At 44.9% G+C, this 22578-nt stretch carries 23 protein-coding genes; 15 read left to right on the forward strand and 8 right to left on the reverse strand.

Annotated elements, in window-relative coordinates:
- Positions 1-638: 638 nt before the first annotated feature.
- The 3 genes from QUA88_RS22935 (at position 639) to QUA88_RS22945 (ending at position 3044) form a co-directional block, all read left to right on the forward strand.
- Positions 639-1250 (forward strand): class II aldolase/adducin family protein, encoded by a 612-nt coding sequence (locus QUA88_RS22935; protein WP_333054590.1) that lies wholly within the window; start codon positions 639-641, stop codon positions 1248-1250.
- Positions 1251-1846: 596 nt separating this feature from the next.
- A complete protein-coding gene (locus tag QUA88_RS22940) occupies positions 1847-2401 on the forward strand; it encodes an Npun_F5560 family protein (RefSeq protein ID WP_333054589.1) in 555 nt (184 codons plus the stop codon).
- Positions 2394-3044 (forward strand): hypothetical protein, encoded by a 651-nt coding sequence (locus tag QUA88_RS22945; protein ID WP_333262402.1) that lies wholly within the window; start codon positions 2394-2396, stop codon positions 3042-3044. The genes QUA88_RS22940 and QUA88_RS22945 overlap by 8 nt, the downstream gene beginning before the upstream one ends.
- Positions 3045-3088: 44 nt before the next feature.
- On the opposite strand, the gene QUA88_RS22950 is transcribed toward QUA88_RS22945, so the two are convergent.
- The gene (locus QUA88_RS22950; RefSeq protein WP_333054586.1) at positions 3089-3433 is read right to left on the reverse strand and encodes an STAS domain-containing protein; all 345 of its coding nucleotides are present in this window, start codon (positions 3431-3433) and stop codon (positions 3089-3091) included.
- Between the two features lie 349 nt (positions 3434-3782).
- On the opposite strand from QUA88_RS22950, the gene QUA88_RS22955 reads away from it, so the two are divergent.
- The 5 genes from QUA88_RS22955 to QUA88_RS22975 all read left to right on the forward strand — a co-directional run bounded on the left by QUA88_RS22955 (position 3783) and on the right by QUA88_RS22975 (position 7142).
- On the forward strand, positions 3783-4406 hold the full coding sequence (locus QUA88_RS22955) for a DedA family protein (protein WP_333054585.1): 624 nt from the start codon (positions 3783-3785) through the stop codon (positions 4404-4406).
- A 271-nt stretch (positions 4407-4677) separates the two neighbouring features.
- Positions 4678-5412: a hypothetical protein gene (locus tag QUA88_RS22960; protein ID WP_333054584.1), complete on the forward strand. Its 735-nt coding sequence runs from the start codon at positions 4678-4680 to the stop codon at positions 5410-5412.
- 253 nt (positions 5413-5665) lie between these two features.
- Entirely contained in the window at positions 5666-6325 is a 660-nt protein-coding gene (locus QUA88_RS22965) for a Uma2 family endonuclease (protein ID WP_333054583.1), read from the forward strand.
- A gap of 418 nt (positions 6326-6743) precedes the next feature.
- Positions 6744-6923 (forward strand): hypothetical protein, encoded by a 180-nt coding sequence (locus QUA88_RS22970; protein ID WP_333274013.1) that lies wholly within the window; start codon positions 6744-6746, stop codon positions 6921-6923.
- Positions 6924-7142, forward strand: a complete 219-nt coding sequence (locus QUA88_RS22975) for a hypothetical protein (RefSeq protein ID WP_333274016.1) — start codon at positions 6924-6926, stop codon at positions 7140-7142.
- A gap of 43 nt (positions 7143-7185) precedes the next feature.
- On the opposite strand, the gene QUA88_RS22980 is transcribed toward QUA88_RS22975, so the two are convergent.
- The 3 genes from QUA88_RS22980 to QUA88_RS22990 all read right to left on the reverse strand — a co-directional run bounded on the left by QUA88_RS22980 (position 7186) and on the right by QUA88_RS22990 (position 9732).
- Positions 7186-8115 carry a type IV pilin-like G/H family protein gene (locus QUA88_RS22980; RefSeq protein ID WP_333054581.1) on the reverse strand — a complete coding sequence of 310 codons (930 nt, stop codon included), beginning with the start codon at positions 8113-8115 and terminating at the stop codon, positions 7186-7188.
- Between the two features lie 61 nt (positions 8116-8176).
- Positions 8177-9202 carry a hypothetical protein gene (locus tag QUA88_RS22985; protein WP_333274019.1) on the reverse strand — a complete coding sequence of 342 codons (1026 nt, stop codon included), beginning with the start codon at positions 9200-9202 and terminating at the stop codon, positions 8177-8179.
- 116 nt (positions 9203-9318) lie between these two features.
- On the reverse strand, positions 9319-9732 hold the full coding sequence (locus QUA88_RS22990; protein WP_333274022.1) for a hypothetical protein: 414 nt from the start codon (positions 9730-9732) through the stop codon (positions 9319-9321).
- 258 nt (positions 9733-9990) lie between these two features.
- Between QUA88_RS22990 and QUA88_RS22995 the strand changes: the two genes are divergently transcribed.
- Positions 9991-10776, forward strand: coding sequence for a pentapeptide repeat-containing protein (locus tag QUA88_RS22995; protein ID WP_333274024.1), 786 nt, complete (start codon positions 9991-9993; stop codon positions 10774-10776).
- A gap of 415 nt (positions 10777-11191) precedes the next feature.
- Here the strand turns inward: QUA88_RS22995 and purM are convergent, their stop codons facing one another.
- A complete protein-coding gene (gene purM / locus QUA88_RS23000) occupies positions 11192-12220 on the reverse strand; it encodes a phosphoribosylformylglycinamidine cyclo-ligase (protein WP_333274027.1) in 1029 nt (342 codons plus the stop codon).
- A gap of 494 nt (positions 12221-12714) precedes the next feature.
- Between purM and QUA88_RS23005 the strand changes: the two genes are divergently transcribed.
- Positions 12715-13791, forward strand: coding sequence for a septal ring lytic transglycosylase RlpA family protein (locus QUA88_RS23005; RefSeq protein ID WP_333267582.1), 1077 nt, complete (start codon positions 12715-12717; stop codon positions 13789-13791).
- An 8-nt stretch (positions 13792-13799) separates the two neighbouring features.
- Here QUA88_RS23005 and QUA88_RS23010 read toward each other — a convergent pair whose 3' ends face one another.
- Positions 13800-13931, reverse strand: a complete 132-nt coding sequence (locus QUA88_RS23010) for a hypothetical protein (protein WP_333246377.1) — start codon at positions 13929-13931, stop codon at positions 13800-13802.
- 184 nt (positions 13932-14115) lie between these two features.
- Here QUA88_RS23010 and QUA88_RS23015 point away from each other — a divergent pair, with 184 nt between their 5' ends.
- Positions 14116-15732 carry a bifunctional pantoate--beta-alanine ligase/(d)CMP kinase gene (locus tag QUA88_RS23015; protein WP_333274030.1) on the forward strand — a complete coding sequence of 539 codons (1617 nt, stop codon included), beginning with the start codon at positions 14116-14118 and terminating at the stop codon, positions 15730-15732.
- Positions 15733-16225: 493 nt separating this feature from the next.
- On the forward strand, positions 16226-17161 hold the full coding sequence (locus tag QUA88_RS23020; protein ID WP_333054574.1) for a polysaccharide deacetylase family protein: 936 nt from the start codon (positions 16226-16228) through the stop codon (positions 17159-17161).
- Between the two features lie 515 nt (positions 17162-17676).
- Here QUA88_RS23020 and QUA88_RS23025 read toward each other — a convergent pair.
- Positions 17677-18744 (reverse strand): FAD-dependent oxidoreductase, encoded by a 1068-nt coding sequence (locus tag QUA88_RS23025; RefSeq protein WP_333274033.1) that lies wholly within the window; start codon positions 18742-18744, stop codon positions 17677-17679.
- Between the two features lie 64 nt (positions 18745-18808).
- Positions 18809-19561 carry a class I SAM-dependent methyltransferase gene (locus tag QUA88_RS23030; RefSeq protein ID WP_333054572.1) on the reverse strand — a complete coding sequence of 251 codons (753 nt, stop codon included), beginning with the start codon at positions 19559-19561 and terminating at the stop codon, positions 18809-18811.
- Positions 19562-19662: 101 nt separating this feature from the next.
- On the opposite strand from QUA88_RS23030, the gene QUA88_RS23035 reads away from it, so the two are divergent.
- From QUA88_RS23035 to QUA88_RS23045, 3 genes are all read left to right on the forward strand, one after another.
- Positions 19663-19785, forward strand: coding sequence for a hypothetical protein (locus QUA88_RS23035; protein WP_333054571.1), 123 nt, complete (start codon positions 19663-19665; stop codon positions 19783-19785).
- A gap of 259 nt (positions 19786-20044) precedes the next feature.
- Entirely contained in the window at positions 20045-20890 is an 846-nt protein-coding gene (locus QUA88_RS23040; RefSeq protein ID WP_333233557.1) for a YaaW family protein, read from the forward strand.
- Between the two features lie 43 nt (positions 20891-20933).
- Positions 20934-22469: an O-antigen ligase family protein gene (locus QUA88_RS23045; protein ID WP_333211384.1), complete on the forward strand. Its 1536-nt coding sequence runs from the start codon at positions 20934-20936 to the stop codon at positions 22467-22469.
- Positions 22470-22578: the final 109 nt, after the last annotated feature.

The following is a 22578-nucleotide window of genomic DNA, read 5'->3' on the forward strand; positions in this document are numbered from 1 at the left end:
CTCAACCCGGTTTCTTAGGTTGTAGGATGCCCCGGAGCTAAAAATTGCTCGATCGACAGAGGTGTTGAATAACGTAGAACACCCGAAGATTGTGCCAGTGCGTCCCAGACTGGCTAAAAAATATTTTTTTTGTGTTCCGCTTGCTTTTTTCTTAAATATATGTACACTTATAAAAAATAAGTAAATCTACGGTTGCTTTTTACCGGACTTACCGGATTAAGGGTACTTTATCCTTAAATATTTCTTAAGGTAGAGCTCAACTCAGTAGAAATGCTGTAGTATAGAACAATAAGCGATTCAGGGATGTTATGTAGTTTCACATCAGAAACTCGATCGGGCAAAAGCCTAGAATCAAACTCCCCGACTGAAAGGGTACATTTTCATATTGAACTTTTGTAATCACCTAGAGGCTAAATCATGATTTTTGGAATAATTGGTTCAACTTTCCTAGCTTACTTTTTGCTAATGTCGGTAGCTAATTACGGCGACACTGGAATGTAGATTAGTTAAGGCACTTATGCACGGAGACATAAGGCAGCAAGCAAAAAAAGCTGTTTGACAACTTCTTGACAAGTTCGATTAAGTCTCAGCTTCAGCCAACTCTGTCGTGTCACAGTAGTGTCCGATCAAACAAAAAAATGGATGAAGGAGTCGTTAAGTACCGTTGTGATTGGGAAGAGGCAGGCCCTGTAGCTGCCACCAACATAACAGATTTGATGGACTGGCGCGATCGGCTCCACTCTTGGGGATTAATTGGCGTCTACGAAAATGGCATAGGGTTTGGCAACGTCAGTGTCAGACTCGGTAATTCTTGCCAATTCGTGATTTCGGGAACCCAGACTGCACACTTGAGGAATCTGGGGCCAGAATCATACTGTACTGTTACCGAATTTAACTTAGAACAAAATTACCTTGGCTGCCGGGGGCCCGTACAAGCTTCGTCGGAGTCCCTAACTCACGCGGCCCTGTACCTTCAGAGAGAGGAGGTGGGCGGGATAATTCATGTCCACAATCCTAAGCTATGGCAGCAACTGCTGTTTAAGATTCCTACTACTAGAAAAGAAATACCTTACGGCACTCCCCAGATGGCCTTAGAAATGTTTAGACTTTTTGAGGAGGAGAATTTGGCCGATCGCAAAATTCTGGCGATGGCCGGTCACGAGGACGGCATTATCTGTTTTGGCGGCACCGTGGACGAAGCTGGCAAAGTGCTTTCGGCTGCGATTAATGAGATTGGAGTTGAGCGTTGATCTCTCGAACGGTTGATCCATCGCCTCGGTTGTGGTAAAGATCGAGCATCAAACTCTCGCAACCAGCTCAAAAATTGCCAAGTGCCTCTTGCCTCTGTGGTAATGGAAAGATATTCTAAATAGCAGATATATACTAGATTTAATCGTAAAAGCTGAGAGTCATTGTCAGTAACCCAGCCCTAAAGGGACTGAGCTTGGTCGCGACTGATTGAGCAAGCTGTACTGACCAGCCTAAGACTTTAGAGGTCTACGTTATTTGGGTCACGACACCGGAGAATGCGACGCTAGTTTTCCGCTCTGTCGCTTGTAGTTAAACAGCCTTAAGGTCACTGAGGCAGTGCTGCAAGCTTAACAAGCTCTTATAACATTGGCGAAGCGAACATTACCCCGAAAGGGAGCCGGAGATAACCATATCTCCACAGAGGGGTAATTATACCCCTCTACCCCTCGCCGGAGGGGAAAGCGGATTCAAGGCTGTGGTCACGCTCGCCCTTCGGCTTCGCTCAGGATAAACTCCGTCGAATGTATTGAAACCGCCCGTGTCGTTTACCTCTCAGGGCTAAAGCCTCTGAGTTTCCCACTTACCGAGCATTCTTATGAATCAAACTAAACTTGTAAGCTCAAAAGAACTGCAATCAGAGGTATCTCGTCTCACCGAAGAGCTGCAAATGCGCGACCAATTGGTGCAGCAGTTGTCTCAAGAACTTTTCCGGCTGGTGAAGGGCAATTCTAATTTTGTGCCGGCGCCGGAAGTTTCCGATCGCCACCAAGCTCAAATGCAGGCAATGCGGGAACAACTCCAAGCTGTTGAAGAACAGGTGGGTTTTTATCAGGAACAAATCGCCGAACGGGATGCTGAGGTTTACCAACTGCGGCAGTCGGTGCAAGAATTGACGGATCGCTCTCGGATGCTAGAACAGGTAGTGCAGGAATTGCCGGGGGTTTACCGCCAGAAGTTTGCCGAGCGGCTCGATCCGATTAAGGAAAAGTTGGATCAATTGCAAAAGGAAAACCGTCAGTTGCACACTGAGTTGCAAAGCGTAACTTACCGTCTCGCGGTGCGGAGCCGCAAGGCTAAGGGCCTGGATCTGCCGAGCGTCGATGAAACGGACGATCGGGGAATTCAAATGCCGAGCTTTGGCAATGTCTAAGGTTTTGATTGTGGCGGGTGGTGAGAAAGATTCGGCCGCAAGTCTCTCCGCGGCGATCGCTCAATCTGATCCTTTAACTGAAGTCAATATCTGTGGGGTTTCTGAACTCGATTCTGGCGCGATCGCTCCGGGTGGGGCGATCGTTTGTCCTTTGACGCTGGATGTGCCAGAAAATCTGGTTTTTCCTGCTCAAGATGTGTTTCGATTTTGTAGCAATGTTTCCGCAGCGCGCGATCGAGTGTCCCAGGAGTTGCTTTTTCCCGTCGGCGGTGGCAATTTTTGGCTGCCTGTGGTGTTGACGGCAAAGGGCCCACTGTATGCTGAGGCGATCGGTGGGGAACCTTCTAAGCAGTCTGGCGAGTTGAGTTACTCTCAACCGGTGCATTTGTCGGATGTTTGGCGACAGCAGTTGTATGAGTTGGCTTACCGCTTGCTGAATCTTTTAAATGCGCCGCCAGCGACTTATTTGATGCAGTTCGGGTTTGTAGGGGAAAGGATTTGTTTCGATCGACTTTTGCCTTTTCCTGCTGCACCTGCGATCGCTTCTGTCGGCGTTCAAGTGCCGGATTTATTTCTTTGTCATTGGTATTGCTTGACAAATAAACCTATTTATGATATTGAGATTCACTCTGCGGTTGCTTGAAGTCTCTGGGAAACTTGAGATTTAAACTCGGTATCTCATTTTAATCAAGCAACTAAAGCCGGAGTTTCAGTGGAGATAACTTGCTCGAAACTGTCGAAGATTTCAAAGAGTTGGTCGAGTTGAGTAATTTCAAAAATTAGCTTGACTGTGGCTGAGAGGTTGCAGATGACGAGGCGGCATCCCCGGTGGCGGGCGGCGTTGAGTCCGCCGACTAAGGCGCAGATCCCGGAACTGTCGATGAAATCTACGGCAGCCATGTCTATTACCCAGAGTTTGTGGCGATCGGGCACAATCTCGGCTAGCTGTTGCTGGAGGAGGCTGCCGGCTTGGGAGTCGAGGCAGTTGTGAGGTTGAAGGACGATGGGTGGGTTGAAGTTGGGAGATTCCATAGCAGTTATCCTAGGATCGTAAAGTATGAATAAGTTAGTTTAGTTGCTGACTCTCTTGATAGACTCAGGGGATTTCAGCGTATGTTTTAGGATTGGCGATCGCCCTTGTGGGAATCGGTGGGGAGAGCCGTTGTGATAAATTTAGGAGGAAAACTGGCTGGCGATCGCGCGGAACGCAACTGCAACAATTCTCTATTCATCTAGTATGCCTGAAAGCCTAATTTTTAGTTGGGCCAGCGATCGCGACAACAGTGTGTTTTTCATCACAGCGAAAGATTGCACTATTGGCTGAATCGAGCCAATATATAAATGTATTGAGCTTTGCAAAAGTTTACGAAGGCAGTATCGAATGTCTTTTGAGTTTTTATCGTTAGAGACTATTCAGCAGTTTGCGCGTGATTACGGCTACTGGGCAGTATTTCTGGGAATTTTGCTGGAAAATCTGGGAGTTCCTCTTCCAGGCGAGACTATTACGATTGCTGGCGGGTTTTTAGCTGGCAGTGGGGAACTGAATTACTGGTATGTACTCGGCAGTGCGATCGCTGGTGCTACATTGGGCGGGAATTTTGGTTATGCGATCGGCAGGTACGGCGGCTGGCCGCTGCTGCTGAAGCTGGGACAATTTTTCCGCTTTCGAGAAGAACAACTGTTTGACTTAAAAGAACAGTTTAGCAAAAATGCAGCTAAAGCCGTATTTTTGGGCCGTTTCATCGCATTGCTGCGAATTTTTGCTAGCCCCCTAGCAGGTATTGCAGAAATGCCTTTTTGGAAATTTTCGCTGTTCAATGTTCTGGGTGCTGCAAGCTGGGCATCTGTAATGGTAAGTTTATCCTACTTCTTGGGACAAGTTGTGTCTTTAGAGAAATTGGTAGCTTGGGCTGCTCAATTTGCGGTATTTGCTTTGCTGTTAGCAGTTGCTTGGATTGCAATTCCTATTTGGTTGGAGGCGCGGACTTTGGACAAGACTAAGTAAGATTGGTGGTTAGACTTTTTGCAAGAGTTCGGGATTTTCTGTTTTTAACCGCAGATAAAAGCAGATGCAATGTATTTTTGCAATAAGTCTATCTAATCATTCGTAGGTTGGGTTAAGCGAAGCGAAACCCAACTATCTAGCGAAACCCAACTTTCTGGGAACCTCAAGTTGGGTTTCGTTCCTCAACCCAACCTACAACTTTTTTCCTTTTAGTCAGTTCGCTAACATAGATTTATAATAGTAAAAATCAATTATATAATAGATAAGAACTATGGGATACACTACAATTTTTGACGGAACATTTCATTTAAATAAACGGTTATTAGACAGCGAAGCTATTTACTTATTAGAGTTTTCTCGCACTCGACGGATGAAGAGAAATTCGGCGATTTTGCAAAGTATTCCAGATCCGGCGAGAACAGCGGTGGGTTTGCCTGTGGGCGAAGAAGGCTGCTATTTTGTCAATGAAAAATGGGATGAAGACTCCGAAATTTCTGTTGTTAATTACAACCGCCCGCCGAAGACTCAGCCCGGATTGTGGTGTAACTGGATTCCTACTGCTGACGGCGGGGGGATTCAGTGGAGCGGCGCGGAAAAGTTTTATGATTATGTCGAATGGTTGCAGTATATTATCAACAATTTTATTGAACCTTGGGGTTATGTTTTGAGAGGCGAAGTGAATTGGCAAGGGGAAAGAGAAGAAGATGTGGGTATGATTTGGGTTGAGAATAATGTGATTATTTCGCCCGAGGGTGCAGAGGAATTGTTGAGGTATGCGGTGTCACCGGTATCGGTGCCAAAGTTTGTTTGGGATTGTTTCAAGACGATGGAAGCGACGGGATTTTCTTTGAGGGATTGGAAGGAGGTAATTGATAAAGCTGTGGAGTTGGGACACGGGGAAGCTGCACTGTGGATCAAGCCTAATTTTGACAAGTATTTTGATGGTATGGAGCGGGGTTTTGAGTTTGAAGGAGAGGTAATGGAAACACAAGATGAGGATTTGTGAGCTGTAGTTTCGATTCATGGAGGCTCAGAAACCGGGTTTTTTACGAAAAACTTCGTTAGAGCATCGCAGATTCGGGAAAAAACCCGGTTTCTTTGGTCCGAGTAATTAATTCGTAGGGTGCATCGCTGCGAGATTTTCGATATAACTTGCAGATTATAGATCCCGTGGCACCTTACTCGCCATCAGATTATAGGTACTACATACACAGGTCATATGCTATATAATTGTAAGTACGATCGTCCGAGGATGTACTATGACAACATCAATAGAAATTCGCGCCGAAGTAGTTGAAGACAAAGTTGAGGACAAAGTACAGATTTATTACTCTCCAGAAGAGTATTTAATGCTAGAAGAGGGGGCAGAATTTAGAAGTGAATATCAGGATGGCAGGATAATCCCTATGACAGGCGGAACACCAAATCACAATCAAATAGCTGGCAATTTTTATGGCACACTGAATTTTGCTACAAAAGGACAACCGTACCGAGTATTTATAAACGATTTGCGTTTGTGGATACCGTCGAAGCGGGTTTATACTTATCCTGATGTGATGTTGGTGGCGGGGAAGTTGGAGTTTGCTGAGGGTAGGAAAGATACGATTACTAATGCGGTGATGGTGGCTGAGGTTTTATCGGAATCGACGGCGGATTATGACAGAGGTGGCAAGTTTAAACTTTTTCGCACGATTCCTACTTTTCGAGAGTATGTTTTGATAGATCAATACGAGATGCACGTCGAACAGTTTGTTAAGACGGATGATAATAAGTGGGTTTTGTCTGAGTATGATGGTGCTGATGCGGTGTTGAGATTGAGTTGTGTGGAGTTTGAGATGCGGTTGGGTGATATTTACGATCGCGTGGATTTTGAATCTGAGTCTGAAGAGCGATCGCCCTCGAACAATTTGATTAAGTAATATTATGTTCGACCAATTTACCCTAGTTCTTGTAGGGGCGGGTTCACCAACAATACCTGCCAATAATTAACAATCTCAAAAACCCGCCCCGGCCGAGATATCGCCAGAGATCGACAGGATATAAGGATCGAATTAAGCGAGTAGATTCAAGTAGAATCCCGGAAGCATTATGAAATCTGATAAGTCGGCTATTACCTATAATATCGGTCAAAAATGGGCTGTGACCCTTTGCTGCGAAGCAGAAGAAAAACTGGAATAGAGAGTTGCAAAAATTATTGAGTATTTAGACAAAACTTATCTATTAAAGCAATGGGCAATATCTGATATTGAAGCTACGGGCAGTTACGGCAATTGCTGGACTGCGCGGTGTAATAATCTGGAAATATTTCAGGTATCTACTTCTGATTTGTTGGAGGTAATGAGGGAAGAAGGTCAAGTTATTGAGTTAGATGCTAGTTTGATAAAAGACGACGAGGAATTGTTTAAAATATTGATTAGAGATGGGGTTTCAATTGATTTACTTGGCAGCGGGGAGATGATGCCGCTGACAGTTTTGGGGAAATATGTTTATATTGACAAAGAACTGTTTATGTGGTAGATGACGTGGGTGCGATCGCACTTCAAAAAGCTCGATCGCCCTTTGTCAGAGAATGTTGAGAAAAAGAAGGGGGGAAGGAAAGCAGCTATGACTTTATTTGTGATTAGTCTTGGACGCGCCGGAGCCCCGAAACCGGGTTTTTTACGAAAATACTTCGTGACAGCCCGCAGATTTGGTAAAAACCCGGTTTCTTCGATCGGAGTGCGTAATGCCTGTTGATACTAAGTCAATTGCGGATATGCTATTGATTTTGAAGCAAGTTTCACCGCAGCACGTCTGAATAACCAGAAGGACATTGTATGTCGGGAGAATTAGTAGCTGTTGGTGTTCCAGGAAGCTCTTTTGATGGTTGATTGCTTTCGCAAAGTCTAGCTTGCGTAGATGTAGATTCGTCATTAGGGCTTTTAATTAAAGAAACTATACCTGTATAGTTTTTCAATCCATCTCTCTTGGCTAAACCGATTGCTTGCACCCAACGATTATCATTACTCAAGACAATGCTATACGAATAATTTTCTGTTTCTGACTTAATACCTATTCCCAATTTTTCTATACTAGATGAGAAAGTGGCATACTCAGCGTAAAAAGCTTGTTGTGCTCTATTCATTGCACTAACATACTGTTTGGCTTCTGACTGTCTCGCCTTGTTTTGTTGATTTTGGAGATTAACTACTTGAACATTAGCGGGAAGTGTCGTTTGCTCAGATATTTTCTGAAAAGTTTTTACATTGGAACTAAAAGAGGTCGGTCGAGATTCTCCTATATTATCTAATTCTAAACGCAACTTACCATCCGCTGTGAAATCAAAAATTGTCCTCGTGGTAATTTTACCTCCTACTAATATATCCAGGTCTTTTTGTTGAGGATTTACGTTAGTCTGATACTCCATTTCGGTAGCTGAAGTAGGCGTCTCCAAAATAAATAACTTCCCTTCCTGCGTAAAGATTAATGTTACAGACTGACCAGAAATTTGCCCTTGCCATTGACCTATCAATTGTTTAGCAACAGAAATCTCAGGAGTTGCAGTAGCTAAAGATGTTGACGTTGACGTTGACGTTGAAATTGAAGAAGTTTTAGGATTTAGTAAATTATATAATCCAAAGCCAGCTAAGCCTAACACTAAAGTTGAGCCAGCACCAATTAAAGCCCATTTCCAAGGCGCAAGATTAGAGTTGTTTTGAGGATTAGTCATAGTAATTACTTTGTGGTAGCTAGAGCATAAACTGCTGATTCAAGAGAAATTCAAGAATTAACTAAGGAGCAGACATAGTAAGAGTGTAATTGGTGTCTCTAGCTTTTGACCGCACAAGAACAATGTAATTACCTACTCTTAAGTTGCTTTTAATTATTCCTGGCTTTGAGTTAAAAGCAGAGATATTTTCCAGTTGATATTGAATTACTCCTGTTCCATTCTTGTCTGAATATAAAACCATTTCCACTTCGCTATTAACGCCACCCAAAGACAGACTAATGCTGCTAGGATTTGCTAGTTGGAAACTGTAAAATTGCTCTCGATTATTTAAACTAATACTGCCATTTTTGGAGATGGTTTTTTCTTCTAAATAACCAACATTTTGGATTTGACTTGTATTATTAATGATTTGAAGTGAATATGGGGTGTCTCTAGCTTTCATTTTCACAACAATAATGTAGCTACCCACATTCAATTCTTGTTTGATTATTCCTGTTCTTGACTTAATAGCAGATGTGTTTTCAAGTTGATATTGAATTACTCCAGTGCCATCTTTGTCTGAATATAAAAACATTTCTACTTCGCTATTGACACCATCTAAAAACAAGCTTATATTACTGGGATTATCTATCTTAAAACGGTAACGGTTCTCTAGATTATTAGAAGTAACATTACCAGCGAATGGGCAAGAACGTTCCAAAGAACCAAGGTTTACGGTACTGCCATTTTGCTCTACTGTGCAGGGCTTCTCGTCAGCAGATAATTTTACTGGCGATGGCGATGGCGAAACTGGGACTGGAGTCTCCGGCGCAGGAGAAGAAGTGGATATCGGTGATGAAGAAGGAATAATATCTTGTTTAATAGGCTCAGATGAAGGAGGAAATTTGGGGGGGAACGGTGGTGCTGGAGTCACAACTTTAGCATCTTCCTCACATTTCAGAAAGCCAATATTCACGCCTTTCAAATTACATAGTAATTTATCTCCAAAAAGGAAGACTCCAAAACCAGTAATTGTGCCTAGAACCGCAACAACCGCTCCTATTGCTACCCAATGTACGCCACCACTACCGTTACTACCAGATGACATTAATAATTTCCTCTTCTACTAATAATTGTTGTTCAGTCACATTGCTTTCTAATAACTAGCCTGATGTTGTTGAGAGCGATATCAAGCTAGTACCCTTGCTTTTTGCCAAGTTTCACCTAATCATCTTTTATATTGAGATCCTTAAACCAAAAGCTATCCAATATATCATTTCCAAAAACCAATCCTGTGAGCGCCCAACTTCCATCGGTATAGCGCGAGAATTTAGCTTCGCCCGGTCCCGAAAAGTTTTTCTCCGTTATTGTGCCAAGAAAGTCTGTTTTAACTATTAAATTGGAAGCCTGTAATGTAGCTACAGCAGTATTGTCTGGATTTTCGCGTACTCCTAATATCTGAATTGTTCCACTTCGAGAAGATTTCCATTTATTCACTATTTTTTCTGCTTTACTTGCAGACAGGGATTTATCTTGTTTTATCAAGTCACAGCCAGTAGTTAAAGTAGACAATACTCCTACACTACCAATGTAAGATAAGGTAATTAAACTGAATGTTAGCAGTTTTTTACTTAACATGAAGCTTCCTATTAATTAATGATCAGCAATATTTGATCGAGGCTGGGATATTCTATGAGACTCCAACACAAACACTGTTTCTGTTGATTACATTCCATATTATCAAATCCACATCTGTCTTAAGAGTCAAAAAAGTAATATAAAAGTATTGGAAAAGTAGTATAAAAGTAATAACCAAGTCGATCGACCAAGTGGCTGGACTGTGGCGCTAGAATCTGGTATAGTGTGAGAGTTTTAGGTGTGAGGGGAGTTTAACATATGACCGTTGACGAAGCCATCGCGATCGCAGAAACAGCCCTCAACTACGATCGCCTAAACAAAATTCAAGAGATAGTGTTTCGTCAATCCTGGGAAGGACAGTCTTATAAAGAAATTGCAGCCAGCACAGAATATGAATATGATTATATCAAAGATGCTGGTGCTAAACTATGGAAACTACTTTCAAAAGCACTAGAAGAAAAAGTTAAAAAAGATAATCTCAAATCAGTCTTAAAGCGATACTTACGGCGAACTCAAGTGAATCTACAGCGAAATCTGACGATCGAAGTTAACCTCAGCGGTGCAAATCTGAGCGGAGCCAACTTAAGTGGAGCTAGATTATTCGCAAACTTAAATGAAGCTGATTATGTTCAAACTGATTTAGATAAAACAATAAATGCTGATAGTGAAACTGAATTATCTGGCTCAGAAAACGAAATTAACTGGAACGGTTTTCGCCTTCACTCCGACGCACAAGTAAAAATTGCCGAAATACTCGATCGCACTTCCACTCTCTTCATCCCCAACTCCCAACTGCGACTGACAACACCCGCCGGGAGACAAAACCAAGAAGCTGACTTTCTGATATTCCACCAAAACAAGTTAGGGATACTGAAAATTGACAGTGGATCATCCCATCCAAACGCAACAGAAGATGAAATGTGCCAGCTTTTCATAGATTCTGGCATCAGTCTTGTCAAACATTACGATGCTACCCGATGCAGCGAACAACCCGATCTAGTTGTGCAGGAGTTTTTGGAAAATTTGAGTCAGGTACAAGCCTAATCAGGTGTTTTTTATTTAAACTGTGATACAAACATTACCTTGGCTTTTGATATTTTCTCACTTCAACAATTAACAATCCTTCATTTTATAGTCGATGTAATAAATAGTATAGCTGTTCAATTAATTTAAACCTTCTGGGTAAAATTTTACACTAATTCACGGAATTAGTTTTGAATTATACCGTATTTAAAGGCACAACAGCTTATTTCACTTTCATTTAAATTTGTAGCAACGAGTCATCTGTTGTGAATTCCTTTTTCTCTTTCTTCCTCTGTGTCCTCTGCGTCCTCTGCGGTTACTTTCATAATTATAAATTTAACCGCAGATATACACAGATGAAGGCAGATTGAGATTGTCTGTTAACGCATAAAACAAAGCGAAGCAATCTTCAGTCCCTGCGATTGCTTCTTACTAATTACCCATTATCCACGAGCAATTCTCCTTTCCCCTCAATCACTTCCCCGATCGCGAACGCACCAATTCCCTGAGACTCAAACCATTTAACAGCCTGTTCTACTTCCCTCGAATCGAGCAACAGCACAAAGCCAATCCCCATATTAAAAGTATTGAACATATCGGCTGTAGCAACTTGGCCCGCTTCAGCAATCCACTGGAAAATTGGCAAATTTGGCCAGCTATTGCTGTCAATTTTCACAGATTGATTAACTCCCAAACAGCGGGGCAAATTTTCCGGCAAACCGCCGCCCGTAATGTGAGCCATGCCGTGAATTTCTAGACCGCTCTTAATTGCTTCGAGGACTGGTTTAACATAAATTTTAGTCGGAGTTAGCAGCACTTCTCCTAAACTTTTGCCACCTAACTTTTCGGGTTGGGAATGCCAATCAAAACCCAGATCGCCCGCAATTTTTCTCACCAAACTAAAACCGTTGCTGTGCACGCCCGAACTTGCCAGCCCCACAGCCACATCTCCCACCTGCACCCGCGAACCGTCCAACAATTTGCTCTTTTCGACAATTCCCACACAAAAACCGGCCAAATCGTACTCACCCGCTTGGTAAAAACCGGGCATTTCTGCCGTTTCTCCTCCGAGTAAAGCACAGCCCGCTTGCTTGCAACCGTCAGCAATGCCGGCCACCACCGCAGCTAATTGTTCGGGATTTAACTTTCCCGTGGCTAAATAATCGAGAAAAAAGAGGGGTTCGGCCCCGGATGTCAGCACGTCGTTGACGCACATCGCCACCAAGTCGATACCTACCGTGTCGTGCCGATCGAGATTGTGGGCCAATTTTAACTTAGTCCCAACGCCGTCAGTACCCGAAACCATAATCGGCTCTTTTAAGCCCTCCGGGACGCTGAAAAACCCGCTAAACCCGCCGAATCCGCCCAAAACTCCCGATCGGTGCGTGCTCTTAACCATACTCCCGATGCGCGAGACAAAAGCTCTGCCCGCCTCAACATCCACACCTGCTTCTCGATAATCCATAAGTCCGCCAAATCGATTTCTTCTAATTTTTAGTTTATTCCCATAACAGTTGACAAACAGCTTTTTTAAGACTAGCCATTCGGCAGCCCACAAAATACACTAAAGTTTTGTAAAGTTTTGTAAAGTTTTCCGTAATGGCTGAAACGGCTGTAAGCCTTGGAACTAAAGGATTTTATGATAGAGGGTTTTGAGAAGATTTGATGAAGATTTGGTGAAAATCGCGATCCCAGCGATCCCCAAGCACAAAAGTTTGTGGTAGTCTGTTGCAGTTCGTGAACAAAACACAAATTGCGAATCGAGTATGAGTTGTCAAGTGTCAGGGAAGTTTGCGCCAATTTTTTTGGGGCGGAAGCATTAAAGCAAAAACGCACCCGGATACTTTGCTTTGACTCACGGGGGAATGGCGAAGGGCAAGAGAGAAATCCTTGACGCCCGCCGCCAAATGGCCAATCCTCCAATCTCGGTTGGCAATGGCTATTCACAAAAATGGACGTATGAAGGAAAAATTTGTTGGTGGTCTACTCGCTGTCCTGTTAGTTCCTATGGTAGGAACGGCATCCTCTTGTCACGCACAAGCCACAGGTGCCGACAACCAAAACTCTCAGGTTTCCGAGCAAGTAATTGCCACCCAACCGTCCCGGCAGTTAAACGCTACTCGGGTCGAAGCGCAAAAAGTCGGACAGTATCAGTATCAAGCAAGAGCTGAAATTGCCCGAGACTCGATCGCCAAAATTCAGCCCCACGACTTAGGCGGGCGACAAGCAGCGACAGTCTACGTGCGAAACATTCCAGTCATCACCTTTCTGAACGCCAATCCGGAAACAAACACCCCTTTGGGAGAAACTGGCAACAGCCAAGTCGGTGCTAGCAGTCCGTCAAAAGTAGCGGGCGCAAGAGAAAATTCCAAAGTCGGAAACATTGCCAGCAACTCTAGCAACCAAGAACCCGATCCAGTTTGGCGGGCATCAAGCTTAGCAGCAAGACTCAATCAGCTAGCCCGCAACAACATCGATCCCAACAGCATTACCGTTAAGTGGGAAAAAGGCGATCGCTACATTATCCAGGCAAACGGCGAGGACTTGGTAAAGATCAACGCCGAAACCATCCTCCCCGACACCACCAGCAACTTTAGCCGAGACGCCCTGCAAGCAACCAATCGCCTCCGGCGACTTCTGGGCAACGCCCCACCCCTGGAAGAAGTCGCAGGCAAACCCCAACCAGAACGCTCCGTGCTGTCTCTGGGCCCAGTTCAAGTGCGGCTTAGCGGCTGGGCTTCCTGGTACGGCCCGGGATTTGACGGCAACCTCAGCGCCAGCGGCGAACGTTTCAACCAAAATGATATGACCGCAGCCCACCCAAATTTGCCTTTTGGAACGAGAGTCATGGTGAGAAATCTCGACAACGGCCGCACCGTAGTCGTCCGCATTAATGACCGCGGCCCCTATGTGGGCGATCGGCTCATTGACTTGTCCGCAGGCGCCGCCAACGTGCTAGGAATGATCAGCAGTGGCGTAGCCAGAGTGGAAATCGAAGTGATCGAACCGCCGCAGCAAACAACTGGTGGACGCTGAACGGTAGTCTAAGGCAGAATACAAAACTTATCCGCAGTGTAGAAGGCAGAAAGTAGAATAAAACTGACATCTTGTACCATTGTCAACAACGGGCAAGATGCCCGTTCCACAAAGAATGAGTTTTCTTGTGGAACAGGCATCTTGCCTGTTCCTAAACAAGTAATTGAGAAGGGTGCAAGATGTGAGATAAAACTGACATCTTGCACTATTCTTTGTGGAACAGGCCGAAAAGCCTGTTCTTGACGGTGGTGCCAGATGTCAACTCGAACAAATTCTGACAAATAAACTCTGCATTCTGCCGAATGCCTTCAGGAGATTCTACCGGTGCGCCTGTTTACTACCATTGCAGCACTTCGCTGCTACTTAAATTTACAAAAGTCTGCTGCACCTCATTTGACAGTCGGTTTAGTGCCGACGATGGGAGCTTTGCACGCAGGACATCTGAGCTTGATCCAGCGGGCAAGGCAAGAAAATGCGATCGCCCTGGTCAGCATTTTTGTCAACCCGCTGCAATTTGGGCCGACAGAAGATTTTCAAGATTATCCTCGGAATTTCGAGCAAGACCGGCTGTTGTGCGAACAAGCAGGGATTGATGCCATATTTGCTCCCTCAGCAACGGAAATGTTCGGCCATCAAGCAGTCGATTCCCTACGGGATAGCTTCGCTTCACACACAGAAACAGAGAAAACCGCCCAAAAACAGATAGAGATTCACCTTTCATCCTTAACTCAAGTAGTGCCGCCACCGGCGATGACATCTGTTTTGTGCGGCAAAGCAAGGCCCGGTCATTTTCAAGGCGTCGCGGCAATTGTTACTAAACTTTTGAGTTTGGTGCAGCCGACAAAAGCTTATTTCGGTCAAAAAGACGCCCAGCAGCTAGCAATTATTCGGAAGCTGGTCTTTGATTTTAACTTGCCTGTAGAGATTGTCGCTTGTCCGATCGTCCGCGAAGAGTCGGGACTGGCAATGAGTTCTCGCAATCAGTATTTAACAGCAGAGCAAAAACAGCAAGCCTCCGTACTCTACCGCGCCCTGCAACAAGCCTCGAAAACTTTTTCTTCAGGCGACCGCACCGCAGCAGCAGCACTCGCCGCAGCCCACGCAGCAGTCGCAGGAGAGCCCGCAGTCAAGCTCGAATACGCCGAACTCGTCGATCCCGACACTTTGACGCCGTTGCAGGTTGTGGAAACAGCGGGACTTTTAGCCGTGGCCGCCAGAGTTGGCTCTACTCGTTTGATTGACAATATAATTCTCAGGAATCGCCGGCCCATTGTGGCGATCGACGGCCCAGCGGGAGCAGGCAAATCTACCGTAACTCGCCTTGCAGCAACAGCTTTGAACTTGTTTTATCTGGATACCGGTGCGATGTATCGGGCGCTGACTTGGCTGGCCTTGAAAACAGACACGCCGATTTCCGACGAATGCGCGATCGCCGAATTAATCAGTTCCAGTTATTTAGAATACAACCTCGATCCCGCATCAAAGATGTTGAAGATTAACGGCGAAGACGTAACCGAGGCAATTCGCAGTTTGGAAGTGACATCCCGCGTCTCGGAAATGGCGGCAATTCCCGCCGTGCGGCAGTTTCTGCTGGAGGAACAGCGGCGCTGCGGCACAAAAGGCGGAATTATAGCAGAAGGCCGCGATATCGGCACTAACGTGTTTCCCGATGCGGAAGTGAAGATTTTTTTGACGGCTTCGGTACAAGAGCGATCGCGCCGGCGGCTGTTAGAACTTAAAGATAGCGATCGGGCTAATATTAGCTTGGCCCAATTGGAACAAGACATCGCCTTGCGGGACGAAAAAGACAGCACCCGCGAGGTTGCACCTTTGCGTAAAGCGGCAGATGCTGTGGAAATTCAAACAGACAATCTGACTGTTGCTGAAGTTATTGATCGGATTGTCGGCTTGTACAAAGAGAGAACTGGCCCTAAAAATTAATTTTAGGAGTGGCGGGCGGGCGATCGCCCTCATATCAAATTTGGTTAAACTCACATCTTGCACTATTCTCGCTTAACAGGCTTTTCGGCCTGTTCCACAAAGACTAGATTTTCTTGTGGAACAGGCCGAAAAGCCTGTTCCTAAAAAGCTTATTGACAATAGTGCAACATCTGACGTTAAACCAACTTGCAGTGTCAGGTAGGGACGCGGGTCGAAGCCAGCCCAGTCCCTAAGAATATCGTGCCATTAATCCGATTTGAGCGCCGTCCCCCTAGCTGGGGAAAAAGTTCACCCATCCCGCGTTTTCATGGGTTAGGGGATTTCGGGCGCACAAATCTTAAATTTTTTTATCCTGACGGACTTCCCCACGATCGGTTATTTCCAGTAGCATTTTTACTGACTGTCCAATTTAAGATTATCCTCTTAAGTGGATTAACTTGATATCAACATAAAATCTCAAATTAACTGTACAAGGTGTGAAGGAGAGAACGACGTGACAAAATTGAAACTGCTGTGGAGGCGGCGAAAAACTTTAATAGTTGCTTTTATGGCAGCAACAGGAAGTTTTTTGCTGGGTGTGACATGGCCGATTAACTTGCGGGCCAATCAGCCATTGCAACCGATTCAGGCGCAAGTCTTGGCCGTATCCCAGTCGCCAGAACAACCGCCGATGTCCAATATTAATAAGTTCTCCGAGGCGATCGCCCGTCGAGTTGAATTTTCCCAAAATACTCTAACCCAATTGCAAGCAATCCGATTTCAATCAGCCGTACCGGATCAGTTTCAAGGTACAACCCTTCGTCACGCGAAACTCGACTCCCAGCGCAAGGCGATCGCCCTGACATTTGACGACGGCCCCTGGCCGAAAACAACTACACAAATCCTAGATATTCTCAAGGAAAATAATATTAAGGCTACATTCTTCTGGGTAGGAAAATACCTAAAAAATTCTCCCGAAATAGGCCAACAGGTCGCAGCCGCCGGTCACGCGATCGGCAATCACACTTGGAACCATCAATACCTTCAGTATAACGAAGACGGTGCCGCTCGCGAGATCGATCGCACTTCATCCTTAATTGAGGACTTGACCGGCATCCAAACATCGATGTTCCGCCCGCCAGGAGGCATTTTAAACAATGGATTGACAGCTTATGCTCAAAAGAAAAATTATGCAGTTGTGATGTGGTCTGCTGATTCTTTTGATTGGCGCACCCTTACGGAATCTTTGATAGACAACGTGATGAGGCAGGCAAATTCGGGCGGCATTGTGCTGATGCACGACGGCGGCGGCAATCGAGCAAGAACTGTAAAAGCTTTGCCTGATATTATTGCTCGATTGAGAAATGAAGGGTACAGTTTCGTAACAGTTCCCGAGTTATTGCAGATGCAAGAACAAGACTTACAACAACAGGAAACAGCACAAAAGTAACAATTTGGAAAAGTGGGATTTTACACCATTTCCCCATTTTTTTGTATGTCGATAGATTAATTTTTCAGAACTCTAGCGGAACGAAGAAGGAAGAAGTAGTAACTGCGGCCGATTACCAGCGACGTTCTTGACTGCTGAAATCATTGCATTTCCCTTCTTCCTTCTTCCCTCTTCCTTTTTCCTTCTTCCTGACATCCGTTACATCCGTCGAGCGAATCCGTTGCCGAACTTCCTTATTCCTTCTTCCTGACCGAAAGCATCCAGGATACAATCCCCCGGATTCATCCGTGGAGAAATAAAAAACCTGTATCCGATGAAACTTGCCGAACGTATTTATCTCGCGCAAGTCAATGCTTCAATCGAAAATCGAAAATCGAAAATCGAAAATCGATTGACCTCCGTTATTCATGCCGGACGGTATTATCATGTTCGAGGGCAAGGTAATCTTCGGGGCTAAACCCAGACGGGATGGCCATAGCGTTAGAGGCAAAATTGATACCTTAATTGTAGCCATATTACCAATTTAGGCTTGAATCTAACGGCAAATCCTGCAACTGAGAATTCACCCAATTAGCTGCCGCCCAACCCGATCGCAAAGCACCCTCTATTTGACCTTCCCCGCACAAATCCCCCGCACAAACCAGTGGCAAATTCCCATCAGCCACCAAACAAGAAACAGGCAAAGGATTTCGACAAAAAGCATAGCGCCAGCGGTGAACCTGCAACCATTCCGGCTGTTTCAGCCAAGGGATTAAATATTCAGAAGTGCGATCGAGCAATTCTTGACCGACTGTTGGCAAATCGGCCGATTCTAGATGGCGATCGGCAAAATTTGCGCTGCTGTGAACCACAAACACAGGCTGCCGCGGATCGAGCCGTTTGCTGCTATCTAAACCAACCCAAGCTAAATCAGAATTATCGGCAAAAGAAACAGATTTCCACTGCGGATTTAGATTGCTTAAATCTTGCTGTTTTGCCGCAGGATAGCCAGCCATAACCGTAATGCAAGGCTCGTACTCCACAGAACGCAATTTGTCAAGAAAATCAGATTTAAAACCGATTTCCGAACTCAAAAACATTAAAGCTTGAGGTGCAGGAATTGCCACAACCACAGCCTTAGCAATCAATTCTTGAGGTATCTCTAAATTGCTGTCAGTGACTTCTAGGGAAAGACGCCACCTTTGGTTATCTGTAGTAGAAATAGCTTGTACGCGGCGGCCAAACCAAATCTCTAAATCCTGGGCCAGATACTTACCGATAGCATTCATACCCGCAGGTGCGACATAACAACAGCGAGGAATAGCAGAAAGTTTTCCCTGTCTGAATTCCCAGACAGTATCAGTCCAGAGTTTGAGGATGTGGCGATCGACCAAAACCTCAATTAACCCCTGCACCGCATCCCCCTGCGGTTCCAGATACCGCGCCCCGTGATCTGCCCTAGCACCCTGTACGCGGCGGGTAGCAACACGTCCCCCCGCCCCGCGAGATTTCTCAACAACAGCCACAGAATAACCAGCTTGACGCAACCGTTGAGCGCAACTCAGCCCCGCCATACCCGCACCAATCACCGCAACATCGAACATAATGGGACTTTCAGATACATTACTTACCGGACTTTTTCTAGGAAATAAGCCTTAAGATGATTTCTTAACTTGCAGTTAATTTGCGATAGCAACGAGCGGTGATTAAATGAGGATGAAAAACCTCCATAAAATTAGACTGAAGTTTAGTAAAAAATGTGTTCATCTCTTGCTTATCTTCTAAATGAAAAGGAAATTCTTGATTAAAACCTTTAAAGAAATACCAGTTAAGGATAATCTTCCCTGACGGAGCCAGCATTTTGTGAAAATCCATCAATTGCTGACTTGGCTTTAGTAAATGTTCCATTACATCAAAACAAATAATCGAATCGAAAACTTCCGTCGGCGATACTTCCAGACAACAGGAAATTTTCTCACTCAATCCTAACTTAGCAGCTCGGCTTTGAACAAAATTGCAATTTATGGGGTTAAGATCGCAATAGACTACTTGTTCTACTTGAGGACAAAGAGCTGCTGCAATAGCATGAGTGCCAATACCGCCGCCAAAATCTAAAACTCGACCGGCAGCCATATCTGATATTAATGTTAAAGTACCTCCTATGTAATCCTGATTGGACATATGCCAAGCTCCGAGGTCAAATAGGTAAGCTTGGCCGACTCGATCGCGATAAAACTCGCTAGCTTTTTCCCAATCAAAATCCCGATGGCCTATTTCTTTTAGGGATTGTTGACCGACAGCGAGCTCTTGTTCAATTGTTTCTAAATCTAAATTTAAAAAATCCTGTAAATGCTGCTTGAGATTGAAAGTATCTTGCCAATATCCCTGCAAAAAAGACGGTGCGACAGAAGAAGACATCATTTACTTTGTTCTAAAAAAACCAAACTCATTATAGGATTAACTGACATTTTTGAACAGAACTACACTAAATTATTTTTCTTTTCTTTATAGCGAATAAAATAGTGGGCGTTCATGGCGACGGTTTGACTCCTCAAGCTGCGGGGTTGCAGACGTACCGAGGGGTTCCGGGTTTGCTGTTGGGCATCCAAATTGTATTTTTAGGATCGGTGGGACACCAAACTTGACTGTAAAATTGAGATGCGCGTCCGCCGATCGATGTAGCTGCTGAGGTTATAGCTTCTAGCAGTCGGATCTTCTGTGCAAATCCTGCCGATCGTCCTGCGCCCGGTAGTAGAATAAGGGACAGCACGAATCCATGATTAAGACCCGATAAAAAATGCCACTGTAGGTAAATCCTAAATCCCACGGGTTGTCAACCAGCAGCAATCTAAAATCTAAAATCTAAAATCTAAAATCTAAAATCGTATACGGGAGGGCAAAATTTTGGACGAACTCAGAGCAGCACTAGAATTAACAACAGAAGAAGAATTGCAGCAACTAACAGAACTTCTGTTCAGCCGCAAGTTTAACCCTTTAGATTACGTGCAAACCCCCGCACCGATAGATGTACAAAGTCGCGATCGCGAAGCATGGCTCGACGCCGTAGAACAGCGGTTTCGCTATCTTGCAGCAGACGGGTTGACGGTACTCAGAGGGCGAACCCAACAAGTAACTTACAGACAAGCACTAATTCAAGTTTGTCGCTATCTCAAAATCCCTTATCCCAGACAGTTGTCAACCACCGACTTAGAGGCAGAAGTATTTCTGCACTTAATGGGCCGCGCGTGGAAGCGTTTACCAGCAGACGAACAGCAAGCGCTGACACTGCGCGTACAGCGAGCGATCGTTGATTCTAAACTCTCAGAACCCCTGCCAATTTCTGCTGAAAAAGACCCGCTGGGTTTACTGTTCAAAGGTGGCAGCGCTTTAGCTGTTAGTTCCATCTTAAAACCAATGCTGCTCAAACTAATGGCTAATCAATTTGCGCTGCATTTTGCCACCTATCAAATGGCAAAACAAGGAGTGCTTACAGGCACTGCAACTGCAGCAACCCAGTTTCAAAATTATGTCGCAATTCAGACGGCGCGGCGCGGTATGGCTGTGAGTGCCGCTCGTTACGGTGCGACGCGCAGCGTGTTCTCGTTTCTCGGCCCGGTGATGTGGACTTGGTTTTTCGCGGATTTGGGTTGGCGATCGATTTCCACGAACTACGGCCGCATTATCCCGACCATTTTTGCCCTAGCTCAAATTCGATTAACGCGATCGGAATGCGTTTGGGAACTAGCTTAACGATGGTAGATTGTAGATTTTAGATTTGAGATTGGGAGTGTGGGTGAATATCAAAAATCGGTTGAAATTAGCGGCCAAACAGACAGCAGAAAATCTCAAGTCTCGCCTCCAAAAACATCCAGATCCCCGCCTGCAAATTCCTTGGAATTTCGCCCAATTGGGGATGCTGATTTTTCCCTTAATTCCGATTTTGGGAGCTTTAGGTTTATTCCTGGGATTGGCCGGCACTTGCAAGCAAAAGTTCCGTCAAATTAGTCGCCGCCCGTTGAATCGAGGATTCGCAATTCTGAGCGCGCTGCTAGTCATCACAGCGGTTTTTGCTAACAACCGTATCGAGGCTTTTGTAGGGTTATACAATTTCTTGCCGTTCTTTATATTGTTTGCCGTTTTCAGCAGTTTAATTCAAACTTTGCCTCAATTGCGGCAATTGTCTTGGGTGATTGTAATTAGTTCAATTCCAGTGATAATTTTAGGCCTGGGACAGCAATTTTTCGGTTGGAGCGGCATCGCTCAATTGCAGCCTGTTTTTGGCTGGGTACTCGAACCCCAAGGCAATCCCCCCGGCCGTATGGCTTCTGTATTTATGTACGCTAATATTTTAGCTTGCTATCTGACAATTGCTTTTATTTTAGCACTGGGACTGTGGATGGAAGAAGGCAGAAGGCAGAAGGCAGAAGGCAGAAGGCAGAAGGCAGAGGGAAGAAGGCAGAAGGAAATAATTAATGAATTGCAAATTACCAATTCCCAGTTACCGATTCCCAATTCCCAATTCCCAATTCCCAATTCCCAATTACCGATTCCCAGTTACCGATTCCTATTTTTAAGTTTGGCCGTGGTGGGAAATGCTGTTGCTTTGATTTTTACTAATTCTCGCAATGCCTGGGGGCTGGCAGTTTTTGCAGTTTTGGCTTTTGCATTTTATGCGGGTTATAAAAAAATATTAGCTGCGGTTTTTAGTGTGGCTAGCACAGTTTTTTTGTCTGCCTTTGGCCCCGAACCATTACGGCAGTATTTGCGAAGAATTGTCCCTGCTTTCTTTTGGGCTAGACTCACCGACGAGATGTTCCCAAATCGGCCGACAGCTACTTTGAGAACTACTCAATGGCAATTTGCTTGGTCGATGACGCAGCAGCGTCCTTGGACTGGTTGGGGATTGCGAAATTTTACGCCTCTCTATCAAGCTCAGATGCAAGAATGGCTTGGTCATCCTCACAGTTTGATACTAATGTTGACTGCGGAAACGGGAATACCGGCAACGCTTTTGTTGTTTGGTTTAGTTGGCTGGGTTTTGGCTAGGGGTGTTTTGCTGCTGGCAAATTGGCCGCATTTTCCTGGGGATATTAAGCAGGAAAAAATAGACGCAGAGGAAACTGAGAAAAATTCTATTTTACACAGCACGAATCTGGTGAATTGTCAACAGGAAAATTCAGGCGATCGCCTAATTTTTTTCAGTTATTTATTAGCCTTCGCCGCCTGTACGCTTTTTAACACTGTAGACGTGACGCTGTTTGATTTCCGACTCAATACTACAAGCTGGTTGCTGTTAGCCGCAATTTGCGGAGTCAGCCAGAGGGAATAGGGAATAGGGCATTGGGCATTGGGCATTGGGCATCGGGCATCGGGCATCGGGCATAGGTTATTGGTTATTAGAACGAACAACCAACAACCAATAACCAACTACTGACTAA

Source organism: Microcoleus sp. D3_18_C2 (genome assembly GCF_036702395.1).
Lineage (GTDB): Bacteria > Cyanobacteriota > Cyanobacteriia > Cyanobacteriales > Microcoleaceae > Microcoleus.

Bases quoted from the DNA above. Each gene is read 5' to 3' on its own strand.
- QUA88_RS22960 (WP_333054584.1), top strand. From the start codon at position 4,678: ATGGGATACACTACAATTTTTGACGGAACATTTCATTTAAATAAACGG.
- QUA88_RS22950 (WP_333054586.1), bottom strand. From the start codon at position 3,433: ATGGAATCTCCCAACTTCAACCCACCCATCGTCCTTCAACCTCACAAC.
- QUA88_RS22995 (WP_333274024.1), top strand. From the start codon at position 9,991: ATGACCGTTGACGAAGCCATCGCGATCGCAGAAACAGCCCTCAACTAC.
- QUA88_RS22970 (WP_333274013.1), top strand. From the start codon at position 6,744: ATGAGGGAAGAAGGTCAAGTTATTGAGTTAGATGCTAGTTTGATAAAA.
- QUA88_RS22985 (WP_333274019.1), bottom strand. From the start codon at position 9,202: ATGTCATCTGGTAGTAACGGTAGTGGTGGCGTACATTGGGTAGCAATA.
- QUA88_RS22965 (WP_333054583.1), top strand. From the start codon at position 5,666: ATGACAACATCAATAGAAATTCGCGCCGAAGTAGTTGAAGACAAAGTT.
- QUA88_RS23005 (WP_333267582.1), top strand. From the start codon at position 12,715: ATGAAGGAAAAATTTGTTGGTGGTCTACTCGCTGTCCTGTTAGTTCCT.
- QUA88_RS22990 (WP_333274022.1), bottom strand. From the start codon at position 9,732: ATGTTAAGTAAAAAACTGCTAACATTCAGTTTAATTACCTTATCTTAC.
- QUA88_RS22935 (WP_333054590.1), top strand. From the start codon at position 639: ATGGATGAAGGAGTCGTTAAGTACCGTTGTGATTGGGAAGAGGCAGGC.
- QUA88_RS23010 (WP_333246377.1), bottom strand. From the start codon at position 13,931: ATGCCTGTTCCACAAGAAAACTCATTCTTTGTGGAACGGGCATCTTGC.
- QUA88_RS22945 (WP_333262402.1), top strand. From the start codon at position 2,394: ATGTCTAAGGTTTTGATTGTGGCGGGTGGTGAGAAAGATTCGGCCGCA.
- QUA88_RS22975 (WP_333274016.1), top strand. From the start codon at position 6,924: ATGACGTGGGTGCGATCGCACTTCAAAAAGCTCGATCGCCCTTTGTCA.
- QUA88_RS23025 (WP_333274033.1), bottom strand. From the start codon at position 18,744: ATGTTCGATGTTGCGGTGATTGGTGCGGGTATGGCGGGGCTGAGTTGC.
- QUA88_RS22940 (WP_333054589.1), top strand. From the start codon at position 1,847: ATGAATCAAACTAAACTTGTAAGCTCAAAAGAACTGCAATCAGAGGTA.
- QUA88_RS22980 (WP_333054581.1), bottom strand. From the start codon at position 8,115: ATGACTAATCCTCAAAACAACTCTAATCTTGCGCCTTGGAAATGGGCT.
- QUA88_RS22955 (WP_333054585.1), top strand. From the start codon at position 3,783: ATGTCTTTTGAGTTTTTATCGTTAGAGACTATTCAGCAGTTTGCGCGT.
- purM (WP_333274027.1), bottom strand. From the start codon at position 12,220: ATGGATTATCGAGAAGCAGGTGTGGATGTTGAGGCGGGCAGAGCTTTT.
- QUA88_RS23030 (WP_333054572.1), bottom strand. From the start codon at position 19,561: ATGATGTCTTCTTCTGTCGCACCGTCTTTTTTGCAGGGATATTGGCAA.